Genomic DNA, 19,295 nt, shown 5'->3' with positions numbered 1-19,295 from the left:
GAGGGTCGGCCACGTACATTTCGCCTAGGCCTGTGAAATAGCCGTAGGACACCTCCTGGCCTCCGTTGGCTGTGGAGAGCCAGTCGCATTGACGTTGCGCCAATTGCTGCGCCTCCGCACTGTCGGCAGCGACTCCGGCCTTGCCGGCGGCGACCCAGTCGGACAGCAACTGACTGGATTGCTTCATCCAGGTCTTCCGCTCGGCGTCGGACATTCCGCGCCACCACGTGTCGCCTTTTGCATACGCGTCCTTCCCCCAGCGCGCTTCAACCTCCTCCTTGTATTGGGTGTTGTCGAATCCGTCGAACATTTCATCCGCCATGAGGTCTTCGCCCCTTTCTGTCTTGTCGATGGTGGACTGCACCGAAGCAATCTGCTTCTGCAGCCGATCACGCTCCTGTATGAGCAGTTCCAGGTGGCCGCGCAGGGCCCCTGAAGCGTCCCGCGTGCCAGCCAGCACCTTGGCAATCTCCGGCAGTCCCAACCCGAGCTGACGCAAAAGCAGGATGCGTTGCAGCCGAACCAGGGCCTCGCCGTCGTAGTAGCGGTAGCCGTTGTGGCCGACGCGGCTCGGGACAAGCAGGCCGACCTCCTGGTAATGACGCAGAGCCCTGCTGGTCGTGCCGGCGGCCTTGGCGACTTCCTGGATGGCGTACTCAGTCGTCGCAGCATGCGGTGCTATTCCCATGCCCACCACTATGACGGTTGACGCAACGTCAATGTCAACGGCGTAATGGCTCGGGACGGACGTCGGGAGAATCTCCCATCAGGCCGCTGATCATGACGCCCCAGGCCGTGCACGGGCAACGGCCGGCGCAGACAGGAGCGATCCGGCGGGATAGCATCGGCACGTGCACGCAGACCGGCCGGCAGATTCTCCCCGAGGCAGCGGCGGCAGGACACGCGGGGCCCAAGAGCGCAAGGCAGCGGGCGGGGGCCGCGACATCAAGTTGCCGGTTCGGCTGGCATTGTTCCTGGCGTTGCTGGCCGGAGTGGGATTGGCCATGCAGAGCCGCCTGAACAGCCAATTGGGGGTGGAACTGCAGGACCGCGTGGGAGCAGCCTTGGTCAGCTTTGGCACGGGCTTCGCGGCAGTAGCGCTTTTTGCGCTTGTGCGGCCGGCCGTTCGGCGAAGACTGCGCGCCGTTCCAGGGTTGCTGCGGCAGCGCGTGTACCCGCGCTGGTACCTGCTGGCCGGCGTCATCGGGGCCTTCTACGTCTTCGCGCAGGCTGCAACAGTCGGACCGATCGGATTGTCGCTGTTTACCATCGCCATTGTCACCGGCCAAATGGCTTCCGGCTTGCTGATGGACCGGTGGGGAATCGGTGCAGGCCGGAAAATCGAGATCAGCAGCGCCAGGCTCACTGGTGCCGCACTGGCTTTCGTGGCTGCGATCCTCGCCGCGAGTGCCCACTTCGGATCCTCCAAGGCAGTGGGACCGCTGGTGCTGTTCATGCTGATCCCGCTGGTGTCGGGGTTGCTGCAGAGCGTCCAGCAAGGTGTCCTGGGCCAGGTCGGAACAGCGCACGGCAGCGCGGTGATTTCGACGTTGCTGAACTTTGGTGTGGGAACCGTCGCGCTGCTCGCCGTCTGGGCCATCCAGGCAGTAATCATCAGGCAGGCCAACCTCCTGACCGGGCAGTGGTGGCTGTATCTGGGCGGTCCGCTCGGCACCCTGATCCTGGCCTCAGCAACCGTCTGCGTGGCCAGCACGGGCGTGCTGCTGATGACGCTGACCGTGATCGGCGGACAGCTGGTCGGGGCGCTGGCCTTGGATATCCTCTGGCCGTCCGCGGGCAGCATGGTCGGGCCCCAAACCCTCATGGGCATCGCGCTGACCGGCGCGGGACTGCTCATAGCCGCCCGGGCTGGCCGCCGACCCAAGGCCGGCTGACTGGCTCCAGCCCCTGTACGCGTGCGGGCTGACCCGCGGAGCGATCCTCAGCCAGGAACCTGCCGCTGGTGGAGGGCTACCATAAGCCAATGGACGACGGCGGTGCCTCCTTCGGTCAGGTGCGCTCGGTCGGCGGGACGGACCCGGAGAGCCGCGCGGCGCTGGCTGTCCTGCAGATGTTGCAGGACTTGGAGCCATGGCTGGGCAGGGGCGAGGCCGCCGTCGAGCCGGGGTCGCAGCTGGCGATGTTGGACGGTCAATTCGCCGCTGCCCAAAGCGTGAGCAGCCTGCTGCGGCAGGCCCTGGCGGCGGCGACGGACAACGTGCTGGCGCTGCGCCGGTTGTTGTTCGAGGAGGAGGGGAGCAGGAGGGGCGCGCAGGGCAAGACGAGCCCGGGGAGCAGCAGGCAGCAAAGTATCGGTTGCACACGCACTCGCCGTATTCGCTGGTGCGAACCATTATCGAGTGCACTTCCACGGTGCTGTGGGCACTCCAGCCGGAAGAGGGACACGAGCGGGCTCGGCGTACCTTGGTCCTCATTGCCCGCGACGTCTTCAACGCAGCCTCGTTCTGGGATGCGTATCTGGCCGATTTCCGGCCCGAGCAGCACGCGCGGGCGATGGAGTACTTCACCGGCCTGCGGCTCACGGTCAACGAGGCCGCTGAATCCCTGCAGCTGCCGCCGGTTTTCGCCCCGAAGACTGACGGTTCCTGGGGTTATGCCACCAAGAACCGTACGCAGACCTCCATCCTCAAGGACCTGCGGGAGGAGGGCCTCCCGCCGTCGCTCATGTACGTGTGGCAGTTTTGCAGCGGTCGTTCGCACGGGCTGGAGTGGGCGAACACCGAGGGTGCCCGCTATCCGGATCCGTTCAGCGACTCCGGGACGGAGGAGTTCCGGCCCGGGAGCATGGAGCAGTTGCGGCGGATGTGCGAGGTGTCGCTGAACCTCGTGCCGCGGGCCTGGGAGATCTTCGACCTGCAGCGCCGGGTATGGCCATTGCTGTAACCCGGGAGTCAGCGGTAGGAACGGTGCAGGTTCTCCTTGCTGGAGGCGCCGGTGGGTTGCTCGGAAATCCATGGGCCGGTGCCTTCGGACGGATCCAAGGCGCCGGCTTCAAACCACGTGTAGTCTCCGGCGAGCACGCGCCGGGCGAACTTCCCGTCGCTCGTGTCGGTATTGCTCCAGAGTTCGCGGAAGAGTTCGCGGATCCGGAGCCTGGACTGCAGGCAAAAAGCGTCCGCCAACTCATAGGCAGACTTGCCCTGCGCCGGGTCCTGGCTGCGCAGCATCTCGGCATGGCTGCAGCAGGCTGCCATGGCAAAAAGCTCGGCACCGATATCCACGATCCTGCCTAGAAAGGCCTGCCGCTTCTCCAACCCGGCCTGCCATCGGCCCATCCCGAGGAACGTCTGCCGGGCCAGCCGCCGGGAGGACCGCTCGATGAAGCGCAGGTGCCGCGCCAACGGACCGAAGTTGTTGAAGGCCCGCGGATTCAGGCCCGGGCCGGAGAGCAGTTCGGGAAGCCACTTCGCGTAGAAGCCGCTGGCACCCAAGGCCGCCTTCGCCCTGGCCTGGACAGTGGCACCGGGCGAGGCCAAGTCTCCGGCCGCCGAGAGGTGCGCGTCCACCGCTTCCCGGGCAATCAGCAAATGCATGATCTCGGTGGAACCTTCAAAGATCCGGTTGATCCGCATATCACGCAGCAACTGTTCGGCTGGAACAGCACGCTCGCCACGGGCAGCCAGTGACTGGGCTGTTTCATAGCCCCGGCCGCCTCGGATCTGGACCAACTCGTCGGCGATTTTGTAGGCGAACTCGCTGGACCACAGCTTGGCCAGCGCAGCTTCAATCCGAACGTCTTTCATCCCGGCGTCGGCCAGTCCGGCAGAGAGCTCAAAGACTGCGTTAAGAGCGAAGGAGCTAGCGGCGATGAAAGCGATTTTCTTACCCACAGCTTCATGCTTGCCTACGGGTTTGCCCCACTGCACGCGGGCGTTGGACCATTCGCGGGCGATCTTCAACGACCACTTGCCGCTGGCGGCGCAGAGCGCCGGGATGGAGAGCCGGCCGGTGTTCAGCGTGGTCAAGGCGATCTTGAGCCCCTGCCCTTCACGGCCCAAACGGTTGGCCGCGGGGACGCGGACGTTGTCGAAACGGGTCACGCCGTTTTCGATTCCCCTCAGGCCCATGAAACTGTTGCGGTTTTCCACCGTGATGCCCGGGGAATCCGCTTCCACCACAAAGGCGGAGATGCCGCCGCGCTGGCCGTCATGCTCCGGGACCTTGGCCATCACCACCACTAGTTCTGCGATCACGCCATTGGTGGTCCACAATTTGCAGCCGTTGAGCAGGTACGCGCCGCCGTCCTCCGTGGGCGTGGCGGTGGTACCCAGCCGCGCAGGGTCGGATCCGACGTCAGGCTCTGTGAGCAGGAAGGCCGTCACGGCGCCGGCTGCACAGCGCGGCAGGTATTCACGCTTCTGCTCCTCGGAGCCAAAGACCTTCACCGGCTCCGGAACCCCGATGGACTGGTGGGCCGACAGCAGCGCGCCAAGCGAAGGATGCACGGACCCCAGCAGCATCAGGGCACGGCCGTAGTACAGCAAGGACAATCCAAGGCCGCCGTATTCGACCGGGATCTTCATGCCGAACGTGCCCAGCTCGGCCAAGCCCGCCAAGTACTCATCCGGAATTTTCGCGTCGCGCTCGATCCGCCCCCCGTCCAGGGTACGGGCGTAGGCCTCCAGCTTCTCCAGGAACGACTCGCCGGCCTCACGCTCCTGCGGTTTCGGCAGCGGATGCGGATGGATCAACTCCAGGTCAAAGCGGCCCATGTAGAGGCCCTTGGCGAAACTTGGCCGTTTCCATTCGGTCTCGCGGGCTGCTTCTGCGAGTTCGCGCGCTTCCCGCTCGCCGGTCTCCGCCGGTCCGGCTGTCCCTGCTTCGGCCGGCAACGGTCCGGCGGCGGGCGCCGAGCCGGCGCTGGCAGTTTTCTGATCGGTCTCGGCGCTCATGGCGGTCCCCTTCGACGCGGGCCCGCCGGGCTCCGGGCCCTGTGCTGTCCCCTTATGTTACTTCCCAGTAGCGCTTTTGCCGAGGGGGCAACCAGGGGACCGGGAATATCCTCGAAAGCCTGAAGCTTCAAGTATTTAGACACTGCAAGCTACCCCGGGAGCACCATGGATTTCGGCATCTTTACCTTCGGCGAATTGACGCGCGGCACTGGAGGGGAGGCGCTGTCGCCGCGCCAACGGCTGGAGGAACTGGTCCAGCTGGCCAAAATCGCCGATCAGGCAGGCATTTCCTTCCTGGGGCTCGGTGAACACCACCGCAAGGACTTCGCACTTTCGGCACCGGAAATCGTTCTGGCTGCCATTGCCCGCGAAACCACTAACCTCCGCCTGGCCACCGCAGTGACAGTGCTGTCCACGCAGGACCCGGTGCGTCTGTTCGAGCAGTTCGCCACGCTGGACCTGCTCTCCGGGGGACGGGCGGAAATCATTGCCGGCCGAGGCGCCTTCACCGAGTCCTATCCGCTCTTCGGGTATGACACGGCGGACTACGACGGACTGTTCGAAGAAAAGCTTCAGCTGCTGCTGACGGCACGGGACCAAGAGAACCTGAGCTGGAACGGCACCTACCACCACAGCATTCCGGGCATGGACGTCTCGCCGCGGCCGCTGCAGGAGAGCCTTCCGGTCTGGGTGGGCGTGGGCGGCACGCCTTCTTCCTTCGAACGGGCCGGACGGTTAGGGCTGCCGCTGTACCTCGCGCTGCTCTCCGGCCCGCAGCACTTCGTCCGGCACATTGAGTACTACCGTGAATCCGCAGCCGCGCACGGGCACGACCCGGCCGTGCTGCCGGTGGGAACGGGCGGACACTTCTTCGTCGCTCCGACCTCCCAACAGGCACGCGACACGTTCTACCCGTACTACCGCGCATATTTCGAGCAGAACATGCCCCGCCCGGCCGGGCATTTCCCGCGTGAGACCTTCGAAGCGTGGGCCGGCCCGGGCGGGGGCCTGCTCGCCGGGAGCCCGCAGGAAGTGATTGACAAGATCATGGAGCAGTACCAACTGTTCGGCCACGACCGCTACATGGCCCAAGTGGGCCTCGGCGGGCTGCCGTTTGCGGACACCGCGCGGTCCATCGAACTGCTGGCCACGGAAATCATGCCGGTGATCCAGCGGGAGACGCATCCGGCCAAGCAGCCCTAGCGCCCTGCTCGGCTGATGCTGTGTGCTGCAGAATCGCCGTGGCGCAGGCCGCCGGCTGCTCCCAGTGCACCATGTGCCCGGCGTCCCGAACGGAGACGTGGCGCCACCGGGAGTGCCGGGCCAGGAAATCAGTGACGGCGGACGGTGTCCGCGTGGGGTCCTGTGCCCCGGTGACCACCAGCGTGGGTGCCGCAACCAGAGCGGCAACCTCGGGGGCCGCGCCGGCTAGTCCCGCGGGCAGGCTTTGGCGTACGACGGCGGGGTTCCTCCGGAAGGGAGCCCGGAACATTTCGCGGTCCCCACCCTGCGGTTCGATGCCGTTGCGGAACCAGGCGCCGATGAGTTCGTCGGCGGCCGCAAGGTCGGTTTCCGGGGTGGAGGTTTCCCCACCGAACAGCTCCGTCAGCTTGCTGATGGTTGCAGCCGAGGGTGCCACCGGAACCATCCCTATCAGGGTGAGCGACGCCGTCGTGCGCGGGAAGCGCGCCGCTATGGTGGCGGCGATGTTTCCGCCCAAGGAGTGCCCCACCCAGTGCACCGGCGCGCCGTCGAGCCGCCCGGCCAGGGCCGAAGCGGCGTTCTCCACCGTCCAGTCATAGCCTGCGGGCAGATCGGTGCCGTAACCGGGAAGGTCCGGGAGGGCAACGTCGCGGCCACCAGCGCAGAGCCGGTCGGCCAGCGGCTTCCAGTAGCCGGTGGAGCAGGCCCAACCGTGCAGCAGGACGATCGGATGAGTCATGGGTAGATTATGCCCGGCGGGCAGGCCAGGAAGCTTTTAGTGCCTCGGCGGGCCGGTTCAACCGAAGTCCCGGGCTCCGTATTAGCCTGTTTTCAGCGGCCGGATTCGTCCGCCGGGGACAGGGAGTTGGTGCGTGTGATCGTCAACGGCAAGGTGTCGTTCTGGTATGCGGCCGGCGGATTGCCCGAGCCGGGGCCTGCGCTGCCGGGGGACACCACGGCGGATGTTGCCGTGGTGGGAGCGGGCTACACCGGGCTGTGGACGGCTTATTACCTTAAGAAGGCCCGGCCCGAGCTGGACGTTGTGGTGCTCGAAAGCCGGTTCGCAGGGTACGGCGCTTCGGGCCGGAACGGTGGCTGGCTGACCAACAGCATGACGGGCGGGCGGGACAGCTACGCCGCCAGCCACGGACGGGAGCTGACGGGGCGGTTCCAGACCCTGCTGAACGAGACCGTCGACGAGGTTATCCGGGTGGCCGGGGTGGAAGACATCGACGCCGACATCCACAAGGGCGGCGAACTCATCGTGGCGCGTAATCGGGCGCAGATGCAGCGGCTGAAGGCCTGGGCCGCGGCGGAAGCCGAGTGGCCGGAGGCCGGCGCCCGGCTGCTGGACGCTGGGGAGACCAGCGAGCGCATCGCGGTTGACCGTGCAGCGGGTGCGCTGTTCCAGCCTCACTGCGCGAGGATCCAGCCGGCCAAGCTGGTCCGCGGGCTGGCCGAGGCGGTGCGGCGCCTGGGCGTGCGGTTGTACGAAGGCACGAGCGTCACCGACATCCTTCCCGGCCAGGCCCGCACGGACCGCGGGACCGTGCAGGCGCGCTACATCCTCAGGGCCATCGAGGGCTTCACCGCCGGGCTGAAGTCGGCGCACCGGGACTGGCTGCCCATGAACTCCTCGCTCGTTGTCACCGAACGGCTGCCGAACAAGGTCTGGGCCGAGATCGGTTGGGGCGAGGCCGAGGCCCTGGGCGACATGGCCCATGCCTACATGTACGCCCAACGCACCGCGGACGGACGGATCGCGCTGGGCGGGCGCGGTGTTCCCTACCGCTATGGCTCCAGACTGGACGCCGACGGCGCGACACAGCCGAAAACCATCGTGCAGCTGACCGAGGTCCTGCACTCGATGTTCCCGGCGACCCGCTCGGCCCCGATTGAACATGCCTGGTCCGGCGTGCTTGGCGTCCCGCGCGACTGGAAGGCCACCGTGGGCCTGGATCCGGGAACCGGCCTGGGGTGGGCCGGCGGCTATGTGGGAACCGGTGTTGCGGCCACCAACCTGGCCGCCCGAACCCTGCGCGACCTTGTCCTCGATCCAGACAGCGAGTTGACACGCATGCCGTGGGTGAACCGCCGGGTGCGGCGCTGGGAAAGGGAACCGCTGCGCTGGATCGCGGTAAAGGCCATGTACGCCGCCTACCACGCGGCTGACCGAGCCGAGGACGGCAAGCTGACATCGACGTCCCTGGTGGCCCGGATCGCGGACAAGGTCTCCGGCCGGAACTGATGCCAACGCTGCGGCGGGGCAGTGGCGAAGCCTCATGACGACGGCGGGTGGCTGGTTTCAGCCACCCGCCGCCTCAACGTTCCAAGGTCGGGCTGGCTCTCCCTGGGGATCCGGGGCGTGGTCAGAGGTGGTTCAGGCCCTCCACCAGCACGGAACGCAGGATCTGCTCAATCTGGTCGAACTCTCGCTGGCCAATGGTCAGCGGCGGAGCCAACTGGACCACGGGGTCTCCCCGGTCATCGGCGCGGCAGTACAGGCCCGCGTCGAACAGCGCATTGGACAGGTAGCCGCGCAGCAGGTGCTCCGACTCTTCGTCGTTGAACGTCTCCTTGGTGGCCTTGTCTTTAACCAGCTCGATCCCGTAGAAGTAGCCTTCGCCGCGGACATCGCCAACGATCGGCAGGTCCAGCAGCTTCTCCAAGGTCCGGCGGAAGGCCGGAGCGTTCTCCTTGACGTGGTTGTTCAGGCCTTCGCGTTCGAAGATGTCCAGGTTGGCCATGGCGACAGCGGCCGACACCGGATGTCCGCCAAAGGTGTAGCCGTGGTAGAACGTCGTGTCACCGTGCTTGAACGGTTCGAACAGCCTGTCGGAGGCGATCATCGCTCCAATCGGCGAGTAGCCGCTGGTCATGCCCTTGGCGCAGGTGATCATGTCCGGCACATAGCCGAAGTCGGTCGAGGCGAACATCGAGCCGATCCGGCCGAAGGCGCAGATGACCTCGTCGGAAACCAGCAGGACGTCGTACTCGTCGCAGATTTCGCGTACCCGCTCGAAGTAGCCCGGCGGCGGCGGGAAACAACCGCCGGAGTTCTGCACGGGTTCCAGGAACACGGCGGCAACCGTGTCCGGGCCCTCAAACTCGATGGCCTCGCCAATCCGGTCCGCAGCCCAGCGGCCGAAGGCTTTCGGATCTTCCAAGCCGGCCGGGGCGCGGTATTGGTTGGTATTGGGGACACGGAAAGCCCCGGGCACCAGCGGTTCGAAGGGTGCCTTCATGTCCGGAATGCCGGTGATGGACAGCGCGCCCTGCGGGGTGCCGTGATACGCGACGGCGCGCGAAATGACCTTGGTCTTGTTCGGCTTGCCCTGCAACTTGAAATACTGTTTGGCCAGCTTCCACGCCGATTCCACGGCCTCGCCGCCGCCGGTGGTGAAGAAGACGCGGTTCAGATCGCCGGGGGCATGGTGGGCCAGGCGTTCGGCCAGTTCGATGGCAGCCGGGTGGGCATAGGACCACAGCGGCATAAACGCCAGCTCCTTGGCCTGGCGTGCTGCGGCCTGCGCCAGTTCCTCGCGGCCATGGCCCACCTGGACCACGAAGAGCCCGGCAAGGCCGTCGATGTATTCGCGGCCCTGGTCATCGTAGATGAGATGGCCTTGGCCCCGGGTAATCACCGGTACGTTGCCGCCGGCAACCAGCGGTGAGTGGCGGGCCATGTGCATCCACAGGTGGTCGCGGGCAGCTTGCTGGCGGTCCGTGCCCATCGGCGTGGTGTAGGTCCGGCGCATCGGGGCGTCGGTGGTGGTGCCGGCGGGTGTGCCTTGGCCCGGGATGCTGGTGCTTGGCGATGCTGATGTCTGTGTCATCGGGTTCCCCAGTTGTATTCCTGCTTGCGCAGGGAGAGATACATGAATGTTTCGGTGCTCAGGACACCGGGAATGTCGCGGATCTGGTTGACCAGCCGCAACAAATCCTGGTCGTTTTCGCAAATGACTTCGGCCAGAATGTCGAAGGAGCCCGCGGTCACCAGACAGTAGTCAACCTGGTCCAGTGCAGCGATCTTGTCCGACACTTCCAGCAAATCGGCGGCGGTTTTGATGCCCAGCATGGCCTGCCGCGCGAAGCCCAGCTGCAGCGGATCGGTGACGGCAACGATCTGCATAATGCCGGAGTCGATCAGCTTCTGGACCCGCTGCCGCACGGCTGCTTCGGAGAGGCCGACTGCCTTTCCGATGGCAGCGTAAGAACGGCGGCCGTCTTCCTGCAGTTGCTCGATGATGGCTTTGGAGACATCGTCAACGGCAGCGCTGTGGCTGGTGCTGTTGGGGCCATGCCCGGCACTGGGCAGCAAGGTCAAGCGTGTTCACCTCCTGTGCGCCTTCACCGCCACCGGCGGGATTGGTAGCTATTGAATCCGTTGTTTTAGCGAAGCGCAAGTACCGGATTCGAAAAGATTCGGCGCTGAGGCTATCGAAATACGAAGATCTTGAGGCTACTATCTGTTGTGAAGCGGCTCACAGCGGCTTCATTGCCGGTTCGGTCCGTCTTCACAGTGCATACTTCGCGGGTGCACCGGGTGGCGGGCGGGGTAATCGGATCCGAGGAGGCAGTTCCGCTTCGGATTCCGTTGTGTAACCAAAAATTTACAACTGAAACTATTGTCGGGGTCTCCCGGTGTCTGTCAGTATCGACGCACCAGCGAGGTCCAATCCGTCAACAGGGGAGCATCAGATGCCGAAACGACTACCTGAAGATCCACGCCTGCGACGTCTCATCGCTGCGCAAATGTCCCGCCGGAACGTCCTCATGGGCGCCGGTGGACTGACATTGGCCGGGCTGCTCGCCGCGTGTGGCACGGGTGGCACCGGAACCCCGGCCAACACCGGGTCCGCAGGCGGGCTGGCCCCTGCAAAAGACCTCTCGGACCAGGAAAAGGAAGTTAATTGGGCCAACTGGACCCTGTACCTGGATTATGACGACTCCACCCAGACCTACCCGTCGCTGGAGGCGTTTACCAAGAAGACCGGCATCAAGGCCAACTACTCCGAGGACATCGACGGTAACGACACCTACTTCGGGAAGGTCCAGGGCCAGCTCGCCGCCGGCCAAGACATCGGACAGGACATCATCACGCTCACCGACTGGATGGCAGCCCGCCTCATCCGGTTGGGTTACACACAGGAACTGGACCACGCGAACATCCCGAACGCGGACAATCTGCTGGAAACCCTCAAGAACGTGGACTTTGATCCGGGCCGGAAGAACTCCCTGACCTGGCAGTCCGGCTATGCCGGCATCGCCTGGAACAAGGAAGCCGTTCCCGGCGGACTGCGCACCGTAGGCGACTTGTGGAAGCCCGAGCTCAAGGGCCGTGTGGAAGTCCTCGACGAGATGCGCGACACCATGGGCTTGCTCATGCAGGAAAACGGAGTGGATATTTCCGGCGACTGGGGAACCAAGGAATACGACGCTGCGCTGGAAGTTCTGCAGAAGCAGATATCCAGCGGCCAGATCCGCCAGGTGAAGGGCAATTCGTACAAGGAAGACCTGATTTCGGGTGACGCGCTGGCAGTGATCTGTTGGTCCGGCGACATCACGCAGCTGAACTTCGAACAGGGCGATAAGTGGGAATTCGCGCTTCCCGAAGCCGGCGGTACGTTGTGGTCCGACAACCTGATGGTGCCCATCGGCTCGCCGCACAAGAAGAACGCGGAAGCCCTGATGGACTTTTACTACGATCCCGTGAACGCGGCGACAGCCGCGGCCTATGTGAATTACATCTGCCCGGTGCAGGGGGCCAAGGAAGCCATGGAGAAAATTGATCCGGACCTGGTGGACAATCCGCTGATCTTCCCGACCGAGGAGGACCTGGCCAAGGTGAAAGCCTTCCGCAGCCTTGACCCGGAAGAGGAAACCGATTTCGGCAACCGGTTCCAGCAGGCGATCGGCAACTGATGACGCAGGCACCCGTGAGGACAGAAACCGGCAGCGCACTGGGCGAAGACAGCGGGGCCGATTTGGTCCTTTCCTCAGTCACCAAACGGTTCGGGGACTTCGTAGCTGTTGATGCCCTGGACCTGACCATTCCGGCAGGACAGTTTTTTGCCTTGCTCGGTCCCTCCGGCTGCGGCAAGACCACGACGTTGCGGATGGTGGCCGGGCTGGAACAGCCGACGTCCGGCAGCATCAGCATTGGCGGCAAGGACATCAGCAAGTCCGGCGCGCATCAGCGGCCGGTCAACACGGTGTTCCAGAACTACGCGCTGTTTCCACACATGAGCGTGCTCGACAATGTGTCGTTCGGGCTGCGTCGGCGCAAGATCCGCGATGCCCGGGAGCAGGCCAAGGCTGCGCTGGAGCTGGTGGAGCTCTCGCATCTTGCCGCCCGGCGGCCGGCCCAGCTTTCCGGCGGCCAGCAACAGCGGGTGGCGCTTGCCCGCGCGATCGTCAACCAGCCGGCGGTGCTGCTGCTGGATGAGCCGCTGGGCGCACTGGACATGAAACTGCGCCGGCAAATGCAGGTGGAACTGAAGAAGATCCAGACCGAGGTCGGGCTTACCTTCGTCCACGTCACCCACGACCAGGAGGAAGCCATGACGATGGCGGACACAGTGGCCGTGATGAATGCCGGCAGGGTGGAGCAGATGGGCGCTCCCCGCGAACTCTATGAGCTGCCGCGCACCGTTTTCGTGGCCAACTTCCTGGGCAAGTCCAATCTGGTCGCCGGTGAGATCGTCGAGGACCGCGGTGACGCCGTCGTCGTCAATGCCAACGGCAACAGGCTGGCCGTGCTCAAGGACCGGGCCACGGTGCACCGCGGCAAGGCGCTGATCGGCATCCGCCCCGAGAAACTGAAGATGATGTGGCCGCACGACGCGCCGGACGATGCCGCCAACGTCCTGCACGGCACGGTGCTTGACACCTCGTTCACCGGAGTCAGCACCGAGTATCTGGTGGAGGTGGCCGGCATCGGCACGGTGGGAGTCTTCAGCCAGAACCATGGCCAGCAGCTGGCTCAACCCGGCGACGCAGTGGTGCTCAGCTGGGACACCGAACATGCCTTCGGGCTGGACGGCGCCGAGGACACCCATTACGGGGCGCCCGAGGACGGCGACTGATGAGTGCCCTGGCCACCGCGGACCAGACACCACTGCCGCCCACTGGGCGCGGCACTGGCGAGTTGAAGGCGGAACGCCGCCGGGGTCGGATGGGATATTGGCTGATCCTGCCGGGCTTCTTCTTCCTGCTGCTGTTCTTCGTACTCCCGGTGTTCTCCCTGCTCGCGACCTCGCTGTACACCAAGCCGCCCGGAGCAGACATTGGCCAATTCGCTCCGGCACTGGAATTCAACAACTACCTGCGGGTGCTGGGCAGCTACTGGCCGGAACTGCTGCGTTCCTTCGGATTCGCGCTGATCGCCACCACGGCGGCGCTGCTGATCGGCTACCCGATGGCGTACCTGATAGCGGTCCGACTGCGCGGACACGGTTTGCTGCGGGGCATCCTGTTGGTGCTCATCATTGCCCCGTTCTTCACGAGCTTCATTCTGCGCACGCAAGCGTGGAAGCAGATCCTGGCAGATGAGGGCCCGGTGGTCGCCGTGCTCCGGACGTTCGCGCTGCTGCCGGACGATGGGCGGCTTACGGCCACCGCATTCGCCGTCGTCTGCGGCCTGACCTACAACTTTCTCCCGTTCATGGCCCTGCCCATCTACGCCAACCTGGAACGGTTGGACATCCGGCTGATTGAGGCAGGCAGTGACCTCTACGCGAACGGCTTCACCACATTCCGGACCGTCACGTTGCCGCTGTCGATGCCCGGCGTGGTGGCCGGAACGCTGCTGACGTTCATTCCGGCGACCGGCGACTACATCAATGCTTCGCTGCTGGGCAACAACCAGAACACGACCATGATCGGGCAGGTCATCGACTCACGGTTCTTCCGGGTGGTCGACTATCCGGGGGCTTCGGCACTGTCCTTCGTGCTGATGCTGGCCATCCTGGCCTTGGTCTTCACCTACGTCCGCCGCTTCGGCACCAAAGAACTGCTGTAGGGGGCACACCGTGAAAAACTCCTTCGGGCGCTGGCTGGTCCCTGTGTTCGGCGGGCTGGCGTTCGTCTTCCTGCTGGTCCCAATTGCCTACGTCTTCGTTTTCTCCTTCAACGACGCCGGACGCACCAATCTGACGTGGCGCGGCTTCACCTGGGACAACTGGGCCAACCCCTGCGGCGCCCCGGCTGTCTGCCAGGCGCTGGGCAACAGCCTGCAGATCGGCGCGGTTGCCACGCTGATTGCCGTCATCCTCGGGACGGCCATCGCCATTGGGCTGGTCCGTTACAGGTTCCGGTTCAATGCCACTGCCAACATGCTGATCTTCCTGCCGCTGGCCACCCCTGAGGTTGTCCTGGGTGCTTCGCTGCTGGCCCAGTTCCTCAACGTTGGCGCGGAGCTGGGCAAGGGCACCATCATCATCGCGCACACCGTCTTCTGCATCTCGTTCGTGGTGGTCACCGTCAAGGCCCGGGTCTCCAGCCTCGACCCGAAGCTGGAGGAGGCCGCCGCCGACCTCTATGCCTCCCCGATGCAAGCGTTCTGGCGGGTGACCTTCCCGCTGCTGCTGCCGGGCATCGTGGCGGCAGCCCTGTTGGCCTTCGCCATGAGCTTTGACGATTTCATCATCACCAACTTCAACTCCGGCAACGTGGACACCTTCCCGAAGTTCATCTACGTCGCCGCCACCCGGGGCATTCCGGCGCAGGCCAATGTGATCGGTTCGGCGATGTTCATTATCGCGCTGCTGATCGTGATCGGCGGCCAGATCCTCGCGCACCGCCGTGCCAAGATGCTCGCGGCACGCTGACGTTATGCCCTCTGTTTGCTGACGGCGCTGTTGAGAAGGAGTACTTCATGATCGACCGGAACCGGCTGGCCGTGCTGTTCGCCCGTGAGCTGCAGGACTTCGACGCCAAGCATCCTGAGTCCAAAGCGCTGTACGACGGCGCTGCCCACCTCTTCGGGAAGGTCCCGATGACGTGGATGAACAAGAAGGCCGGCAGTTTTCCCCTTTACCTGGCGCAGGCCCGCGGCTGCAGGGTGTGGGACGTGGACGGTCTTGAGTACCTGGACTTCGCGCTGGGGGATACCGGCGCCATGGCCGGACACTCGCCGCAGCCCACCGTCGACGCCATCATCCGGCGTGCCTCCGATGACGGCGGACTGGCCACGATGCTGCCGACCGAGGACGCGGAATGGGTGGGGGCGGAGCTGGCACGGCGGTTCGGTGTGGAGCGCTGGAGCTTCTCGCTCACCGCCACCGACGCCAACCGGTGGGCCATCCGGCTGGTCCGCGCGCTGACCGGCCGGGACAAGATCCTGTTCAACCCCTATTGCTACCACGGGTCGGTGGACGAGTCGCTGATTGTGGCCGGACCCAACGGCGAGGGGATGAACCGTCCGGGCAACGTGGGTGCGCCGGTGGATGTCACGGATACCAGCAGGGTGGCGGAGTTCAACGATCTTGAGGCCCTGGAGCGCCAGTTGGCCTACGGTGACGTGGCGGCGGTGCTGATGGAACCGGCGTTGACCAACATCGGCATCGTGCTGCCCGAACCCGGCTATCTGGACGGTGTGCGTGAGCTGACCCGCCGGCACGGCACGTTGCTGATCATCGACGAGACGCACACCTTCTCGGCCGGCCCCGGCGGGGCCACGACGGCGTGGGGGCTGGAGCCGGACATAGTGGTGATCGGTAAATCGATCGGCGGCGGCATCCCCTGCGGTGCTTACGGCCTCAGCGCGGAACTCGCGGAGCGGGCGCTCGGCCGGGCCGATCTGGACCTGGTGGACATGGGCGGCGTGGGCGGCACCCTGGCCGGAAACCCGCTTTCCGTCGCGGCCATGCGGGCCACGCTCGAACATGTCCTGACGGATCAGGCGTTCGACTCGATGATTGCGCGTGCCACGGAATTTGCCGCCGGCGTGCAGCGAGTCATCGAGGCATATTCGCTGCCGTGGTCGGTGTCGCAGCTGGGAGCGCGTGCCGAATACCGCTTCGCCAGCCCGGCACCGCGGAACGGCACTGCTTCGGCGGCCAGCCACGACGGTGAACTGGAAGACTTCCTGCACCTCTACCTTGCCAACCGCGGGATCCTGCTGACTCCGTTCCACAACATGGCCTTGATGTGCCCGCAGACCACCAGCGCCGACGTCGAACGGCATCACGAAATTTTCGAAGAAGCCATCCGGGAATTGACGGGGAATTGACGGGCCCGGCCGCCGCCGTCGCATTGGCATACTGGCTGGATGACAATCGCCAAATCCGCCATCCTGTTTGTCCTCGCTGCCGTGGCCGAGATCGGCGGCGCGTGGCTCGTGTGGCAGGCCGTCCGCGAAGGCCGAACCTGGTGGTTCGCCGGTCTGGGCGTCATGGCCTTGGGACTGTACGGCTTCATCGCCGCCCAGCAGCCGGATGCGAATTTCGGCCGGGTACTGGCGGCGTACGGAGGAGTGTTCATCGCCGGGTCACTGGCCTGGGCCATGCTGCTGGACGGATTCCAGCCGGACCGTTGGGACTACATCGGTGCAGGCATCGCGCTCGCCGGGGTGGCTGTCATCATGTACGCCCCGCGCAGCGGCTGAACGGTGCCGGTGCAGCGCCGGTCGCGGTGCAGGCCCCTGCCGGACCCGTTCTTTGTTAATCTGGTCCGGTGACTTTTGCGAAGCGTTTTGTGGCACTGGGGGACTCGTTCACTGAAGGTGTGGGGGACAAGGATCCCAACCTGCCCAACGGAGTGCGCGGCTGGGCGGACCGGGTCGCGGAGCAGCTGATGCTGTCCGACGCCGGATGGGGTTACGCCAACCTTGCCATTCGCGGCCGGAAGCTCAGCCGGATACTGGACGAACAGGTGGACGCTGCCGTAGCGCTCCGGCCCACCATGGTCACCCTCTACGCGGGGGGCAACGACATCCTGCGCCCCCGGGTGGACATTGACGCCCTGATGGCAGGCTACGAAACCGGTGTAGCCAAACTCGCCGCCACCGGGGCCGACGTCGTGCTGTTCACAGGCTTTGACACGGTGGCGTCGGCGGTCTTTGGCAAGACCCGCGGCCGCACCGCCATCTACAACGAATGGGTGCGGGAGATCGCGGACCAGCACGGAGCGAAGATCGTCGACTACTGGCGGATGCGCGAGTTCCGCGACTGGCGCTATTGGGACGACGACCGTCTGCACATGTCCACCGCCGGGCACACACTGATGGCCAAGAAGGTGCTGGAAGTCCTTCAGGCCGAGGACGTGATCGATCTGCCGAAGCTGCCCGATCTGGCGGCACTGTCCCGCCGGGACGCGATGGTGGCCAATGTCAGGTGGGCGCGCGAGCACCTGGGCCCGTGGGTGGGACGGCGGCTGCGCGGGACGTCCTCCGGGGACGCGTTCGGCCCGAAGTACCCGCAGCTGACCGGGCTGCACGCCACCGGCTGAACCGCGGGCAGTGAGGATTGGCTGTCCTCTCTGGAACCCCGGGGCGCGGCGTGCTTGGCTTGGACCATGGATGCAGATGCCCGGATCCAGCCGGCAGGCCAGCCGGAATTTCACCAGGACGAACCCCACCGCGGCGCGGGCCTCGCCGCACGGCTGAACTGGCTGCGCGCCGGCGTGCTCGGGGCGAACGACGGGATTGTCTCGGTAGCCGCACTGGTTGTCGGTGTTGCGGGCGCAACCACCGACTTCGGCACCTTGTTGACGGCGGGACTGGCAGCCATGATCGGCGGCGCGCTCTCCATGGCTTTGGGCGAGTATGTTTCGGTGTCCAGCTCCAGCGACAGCCAGAAGGCGCTGATCGCGAAGGAAAAACGGGAACTGCAGGAACAACCCGAAGAGGAACTCGCCGAACTCGCGGCCCTCTATCAACAGCGCGGGCTGACGCCGGCAACGGCACAACAGGTGGCGGTGGAACTGACCGCCCACGACGCGCTGGCCGCCCACCTGCAGGCAGAACTGAATATCCAGGACAGCGATGTGGTCAGCCCGTGGCACGCCGCCGCCGCCTCCGCGATAGCCTTCCTCCTCGGCGCCGCCTTGCCGATGCTGGCCATGCTTCTGCCGCCGGCAGAGCTGCGCATCCCGGTGACTTTTGCCGCCGTGCTGGTTGCGCTGGCCGCTACCGGAGCGGTCGGTGCCTGGCTCGGCGGCGCCAGGATCTTCCGGGCCGCTGTCCGGGTTGTAATTGGCGGAGCGCTTGCGCTGGTGGCCACCCTGCTGATCGGCCTGTGGCTGGGCCAGTCCGGAATCATGTAACCGATGCCCCGCACGCTTCAGCCGGTCCCATCGGGAACCAACGGCGGGCAGGCGGGAGGTGGGGCCGTCCCCGCGAGCCGCATCAGTTGAAGGCTCAAGTTTTATGGCAGAATGGATGCATGACTTCTGTGCGCTGGCTCGACCCCGAAGAACGCCAGGCCTGGCTGGCCTTGCTGGCGGTCTCCACCTTGTTGCCGGGCAGCCTCGACGCCCCGCTGTACCGGGAAGGCAAGCTGACGCTCTTCGACTACAACGTGCTGGCCATGTTGTCGGAAGCGCCGGACCGATCGCTGCCGATGAGCGAGTTGGCCTCCCGTACCTATTCCTCGCTGTCCCGGCTTTCGCATGTGGTCAAAAAACTGCAGGGCCGCGGCTGGGTGTCGCGGACACAATGCGCCGATGATGCCCGGGTCACCATGGCGTTGCTCACGGACGCGGGTATGGAGGCCATCGAGTCGCTGGCCCCGGGGCACGTCGCAACCGTGCGCCAGGTGGTTTTCAATGGTCTGGACCACCGCGATGTGCAGGATCTGGAACGGATTGGCAAGAAGATAGTGCAGCAACTTGAGCCCGGCAGCTGGGTGCTGCGCGAGCCCCGGCTCAACAGCTGAGCCGCGCGTTCGGCGCCGGCGCCGTGGCCGCAGTCGTTGGTTTGATCGAAACCGCTGCTGCCCCTAAGATGGAAAGGCGTTAAGTCACGCAACGTTGGCACCCCCTTGCCCAGGCAGGGTGGTGGAGAGGTTGTGTGGCGTCCGTGTTTACCTAGAATTGAGGGTCGCGGACAGGCTGTTCTTCCTCCGGGAAGATGCGGCTTGTTGCACCTGACTTCACCGTCTTCCCCGCGGCGAGGCACTTCGGCTGGATCTCACCCCGCCAGGTTCACCTCCGGAAAGTCGCAGTAATAACGGTGTC

At 65.3% G+C, this 19,295-nt stretch carries 18 protein-coding genes; 13 read left to right on the top strand and 5 right to left on the bottom strand.

Features of this window, described 5'->3' with window-relative positions; all coding sequences use genetic code 11:
- Positions 1-688: MerR family transcriptional regulator (locus AC5RWT_RS24285; RefSeq protein ID WP_494082414.1), on the bottom strand; the 688-nt coding region annotated here is incomplete at its 3' end.
- Between the two features lie 163 nt (positions 689-851).
- On the opposite strand from AC5RWT_RS24285, the gene AC5RWT_RS24280 reads away from it, so the two are divergent.
- A complete protein-coding gene (locus AC5RWT_RS24280; RefSeq protein ID WP_494082413.1) occupies positions 852-1,895 on the top strand; it encodes a DMT family transporter in 1,044 nt (347 codons plus the stop codon).
- Positions 1,896-2,343: 448 nt separating this feature from the next.
- On the top strand, positions 2,344-2,904 hold the full coding sequence (locus AC5RWT_RS24275; protein WP_494082412.1) for a hypothetical protein: 561 nt from the start codon (positions 2,344-2,346) through the stop codon (positions 2,902-2,904).
- An 8-nt stretch (positions 2,905-2,912) separates the two neighbouring features.
- Here AC5RWT_RS24275 and AC5RWT_RS24270 read toward each other — a convergent pair whose 3' ends face one another.
- On the bottom strand, positions 2,913-4,913 hold the full coding sequence (locus AC5RWT_RS24270) for an acyl-CoA dehydrogenase family protein (RefSeq protein ID WP_494082411.1): 2,001 nt from the start codon (positions 4,911-4,913) through the stop codon (positions 2,913-2,915).
- 165 nt (positions 4,914-5,078) lie between these two features.
- Between AC5RWT_RS24270 and AC5RWT_RS24265 the strand changes: the two genes are divergently transcribed.
- On the top strand, positions 5,079-6,116 hold the full coding sequence (locus tag AC5RWT_RS24265; RefSeq protein ID WP_494082410.1) for an LLM class flavin-dependent oxidoreductase: 1,038 nt from the start codon (positions 5,079-5,081) through the stop codon (positions 6,114-6,116).
- On the opposite strand, the gene AC5RWT_RS24260 is transcribed toward AC5RWT_RS24265, so the two are convergent.
- Complete coding sequence (locus AC5RWT_RS24260; protein ID WP_494082409.1) at positions 6,070-6,855, bottom strand: alpha/beta fold hydrolase; 786 nt, start codon at positions 6,853-6,855, stop codon at positions 6,070-6,072. The genes AC5RWT_RS24265 and AC5RWT_RS24260 overlap by 47 nt on opposite strands.
- Before the next feature lie 138 nt (positions 6,856-6,993).
- Between AC5RWT_RS24260 and AC5RWT_RS24255 the strand changes: the two genes are divergently transcribed.
- On the top strand, positions 6,994-8,364 hold the full coding sequence (locus AC5RWT_RS24255) for an NAD(P)/FAD-dependent oxidoreductase (protein ID WP_494082416.1): 1,371 nt from the start codon (positions 6,994-6,996) through the stop codon (positions 8,362-8,364).
- A gap of 121 nt (positions 8,365-8,485) precedes the next feature.
- On the opposite strand, the gene AC5RWT_RS24250 is transcribed toward AC5RWT_RS24255, so the two are convergent.
- Positions 8,486-9,874: an aspartate aminotransferase family protein gene (locus AC5RWT_RS24250; protein ID WP_494082415.1), complete on the bottom strand. Its 1,389-nt coding sequence runs from the start codon at positions 9,872-9,874 to the stop codon at positions 8,486-8,488.
- A gap of 74 nt (positions 9,875-9,948) precedes the next feature.
- Positions 9,949-10,443, bottom strand: a complete 495-nt coding sequence (locus AC5RWT_RS24245) for an Lrp/AsnC family transcriptional regulator (RefSeq protein ID WP_494082408.1) — start codon at positions 10,441-10,443, stop codon at positions 9,949-9,951.
- A gap of 374 nt (positions 10,444-10,817) precedes the next feature.
- Here AC5RWT_RS24245 and AC5RWT_RS24240 point away from each other — a divergent pair, with 374 nt between their 5' ends.
- From AC5RWT_RS24240 to AC5RWT_RS24200, 9 genes are all read left to right on the top strand, one after another.
- A complete protein-coding gene (locus AC5RWT_RS24240) occupies positions 10,818-12,041 on the top strand; it encodes an ABC transporter substrate-binding protein (RefSeq protein WP_494082407.1) in 1,224 nt (407 codons plus the stop codon).
- Positions 12,041-13,204, top strand: coding sequence for an ABC transporter ATP-binding protein (locus AC5RWT_RS24235; RefSeq protein ID WP_494082406.1), 1,164 nt, complete (start codon positions 12,041-12,043; stop codon positions 13,202-13,204). The genes AC5RWT_RS24240 and AC5RWT_RS24235 overlap by 1 nt, the downstream gene beginning before the upstream one ends.
- Positions 13,204-14,139: an ABC transporter permease gene (locus AC5RWT_RS24230; RefSeq protein ID WP_494082405.1), complete on the top strand. Its 936-nt coding sequence runs from the start codon at positions 13,204-13,206 to the stop codon at positions 14,137-14,139. Before AC5RWT_RS24235 ends, AC5RWT_RS24230 begins: the two co-directional genes overlap by 1 nt.
- A gap of 10 nt (positions 14,140-14,149) precedes the next feature.
- The gene (locus AC5RWT_RS24225) at positions 14,150-14,947 is read left to right on the top strand and encodes an ABC transporter permease (protein ID WP_493966803.1); all 798 of its coding nucleotides are present in this window, start codon (positions 14,150-14,152) and stop codon (positions 14,945-14,947) included.
- A gap of 47 nt (positions 14,948-14,994) precedes the next feature.
- Positions 14,995-16,350 (top strand): transaminase, encoded by a 1,356-nt coding sequence (locus tag AC5RWT_RS24220; RefSeq protein WP_494082404.1) that lies wholly within the window; start codon positions 14,995-14,997, stop codon positions 16,348-16,350.
- A 39-nt stretch (positions 16,351-16,389) separates the two neighbouring features.
- On the top strand, positions 16,390-16,725 hold the full coding sequence (locus AC5RWT_RS24215) for a YnfA family protein (protein ID WP_494082403.1): 336 nt from the start codon (positions 16,390-16,392) through the stop codon (positions 16,723-16,725).
- A gap of 68 nt (positions 16,726-16,793) precedes the next feature.
- Positions 16,794-17,567, top strand: coding sequence for an SGNH/GDSL hydrolase family protein (locus AC5RWT_RS24210; RefSeq protein ID WP_494082402.1), 774 nt, complete (start codon positions 16,794-16,796; stop codon positions 17,565-17,567).
- Between the two features lie 66 nt (positions 17,568-17,633).
- Positions 17,634-18,383, top strand: coding sequence for a VIT1/CCC1 transporter family protein (locus tag AC5RWT_RS24205; protein ID WP_494082401.1), 750 nt, complete (start codon positions 17,634-17,636; stop codon positions 18,381-18,383).
- 119 nt (positions 18,384-18,502) lie between these two features.
- Positions 18,503-18,994, top strand: a complete 492-nt coding sequence (locus AC5RWT_RS24200; RefSeq protein ID WP_494082400.1) for a MarR family winged helix-turn-helix transcriptional regulator — start codon at positions 18,503-18,505, stop codon at positions 18,992-18,994.
- The last annotated feature ends 301 nt before the right edge of the window (positions 18,995-19,295 follow it).

It is taken from the genome of Arthrobacter sp. Dra40 (genome assembly GCF_059091905.1).
The sequence above is the reverse complement of the archived record's forward strand: the minus strand, read 5'-3'. Positions and strand labels throughout refer to the sequence as shown.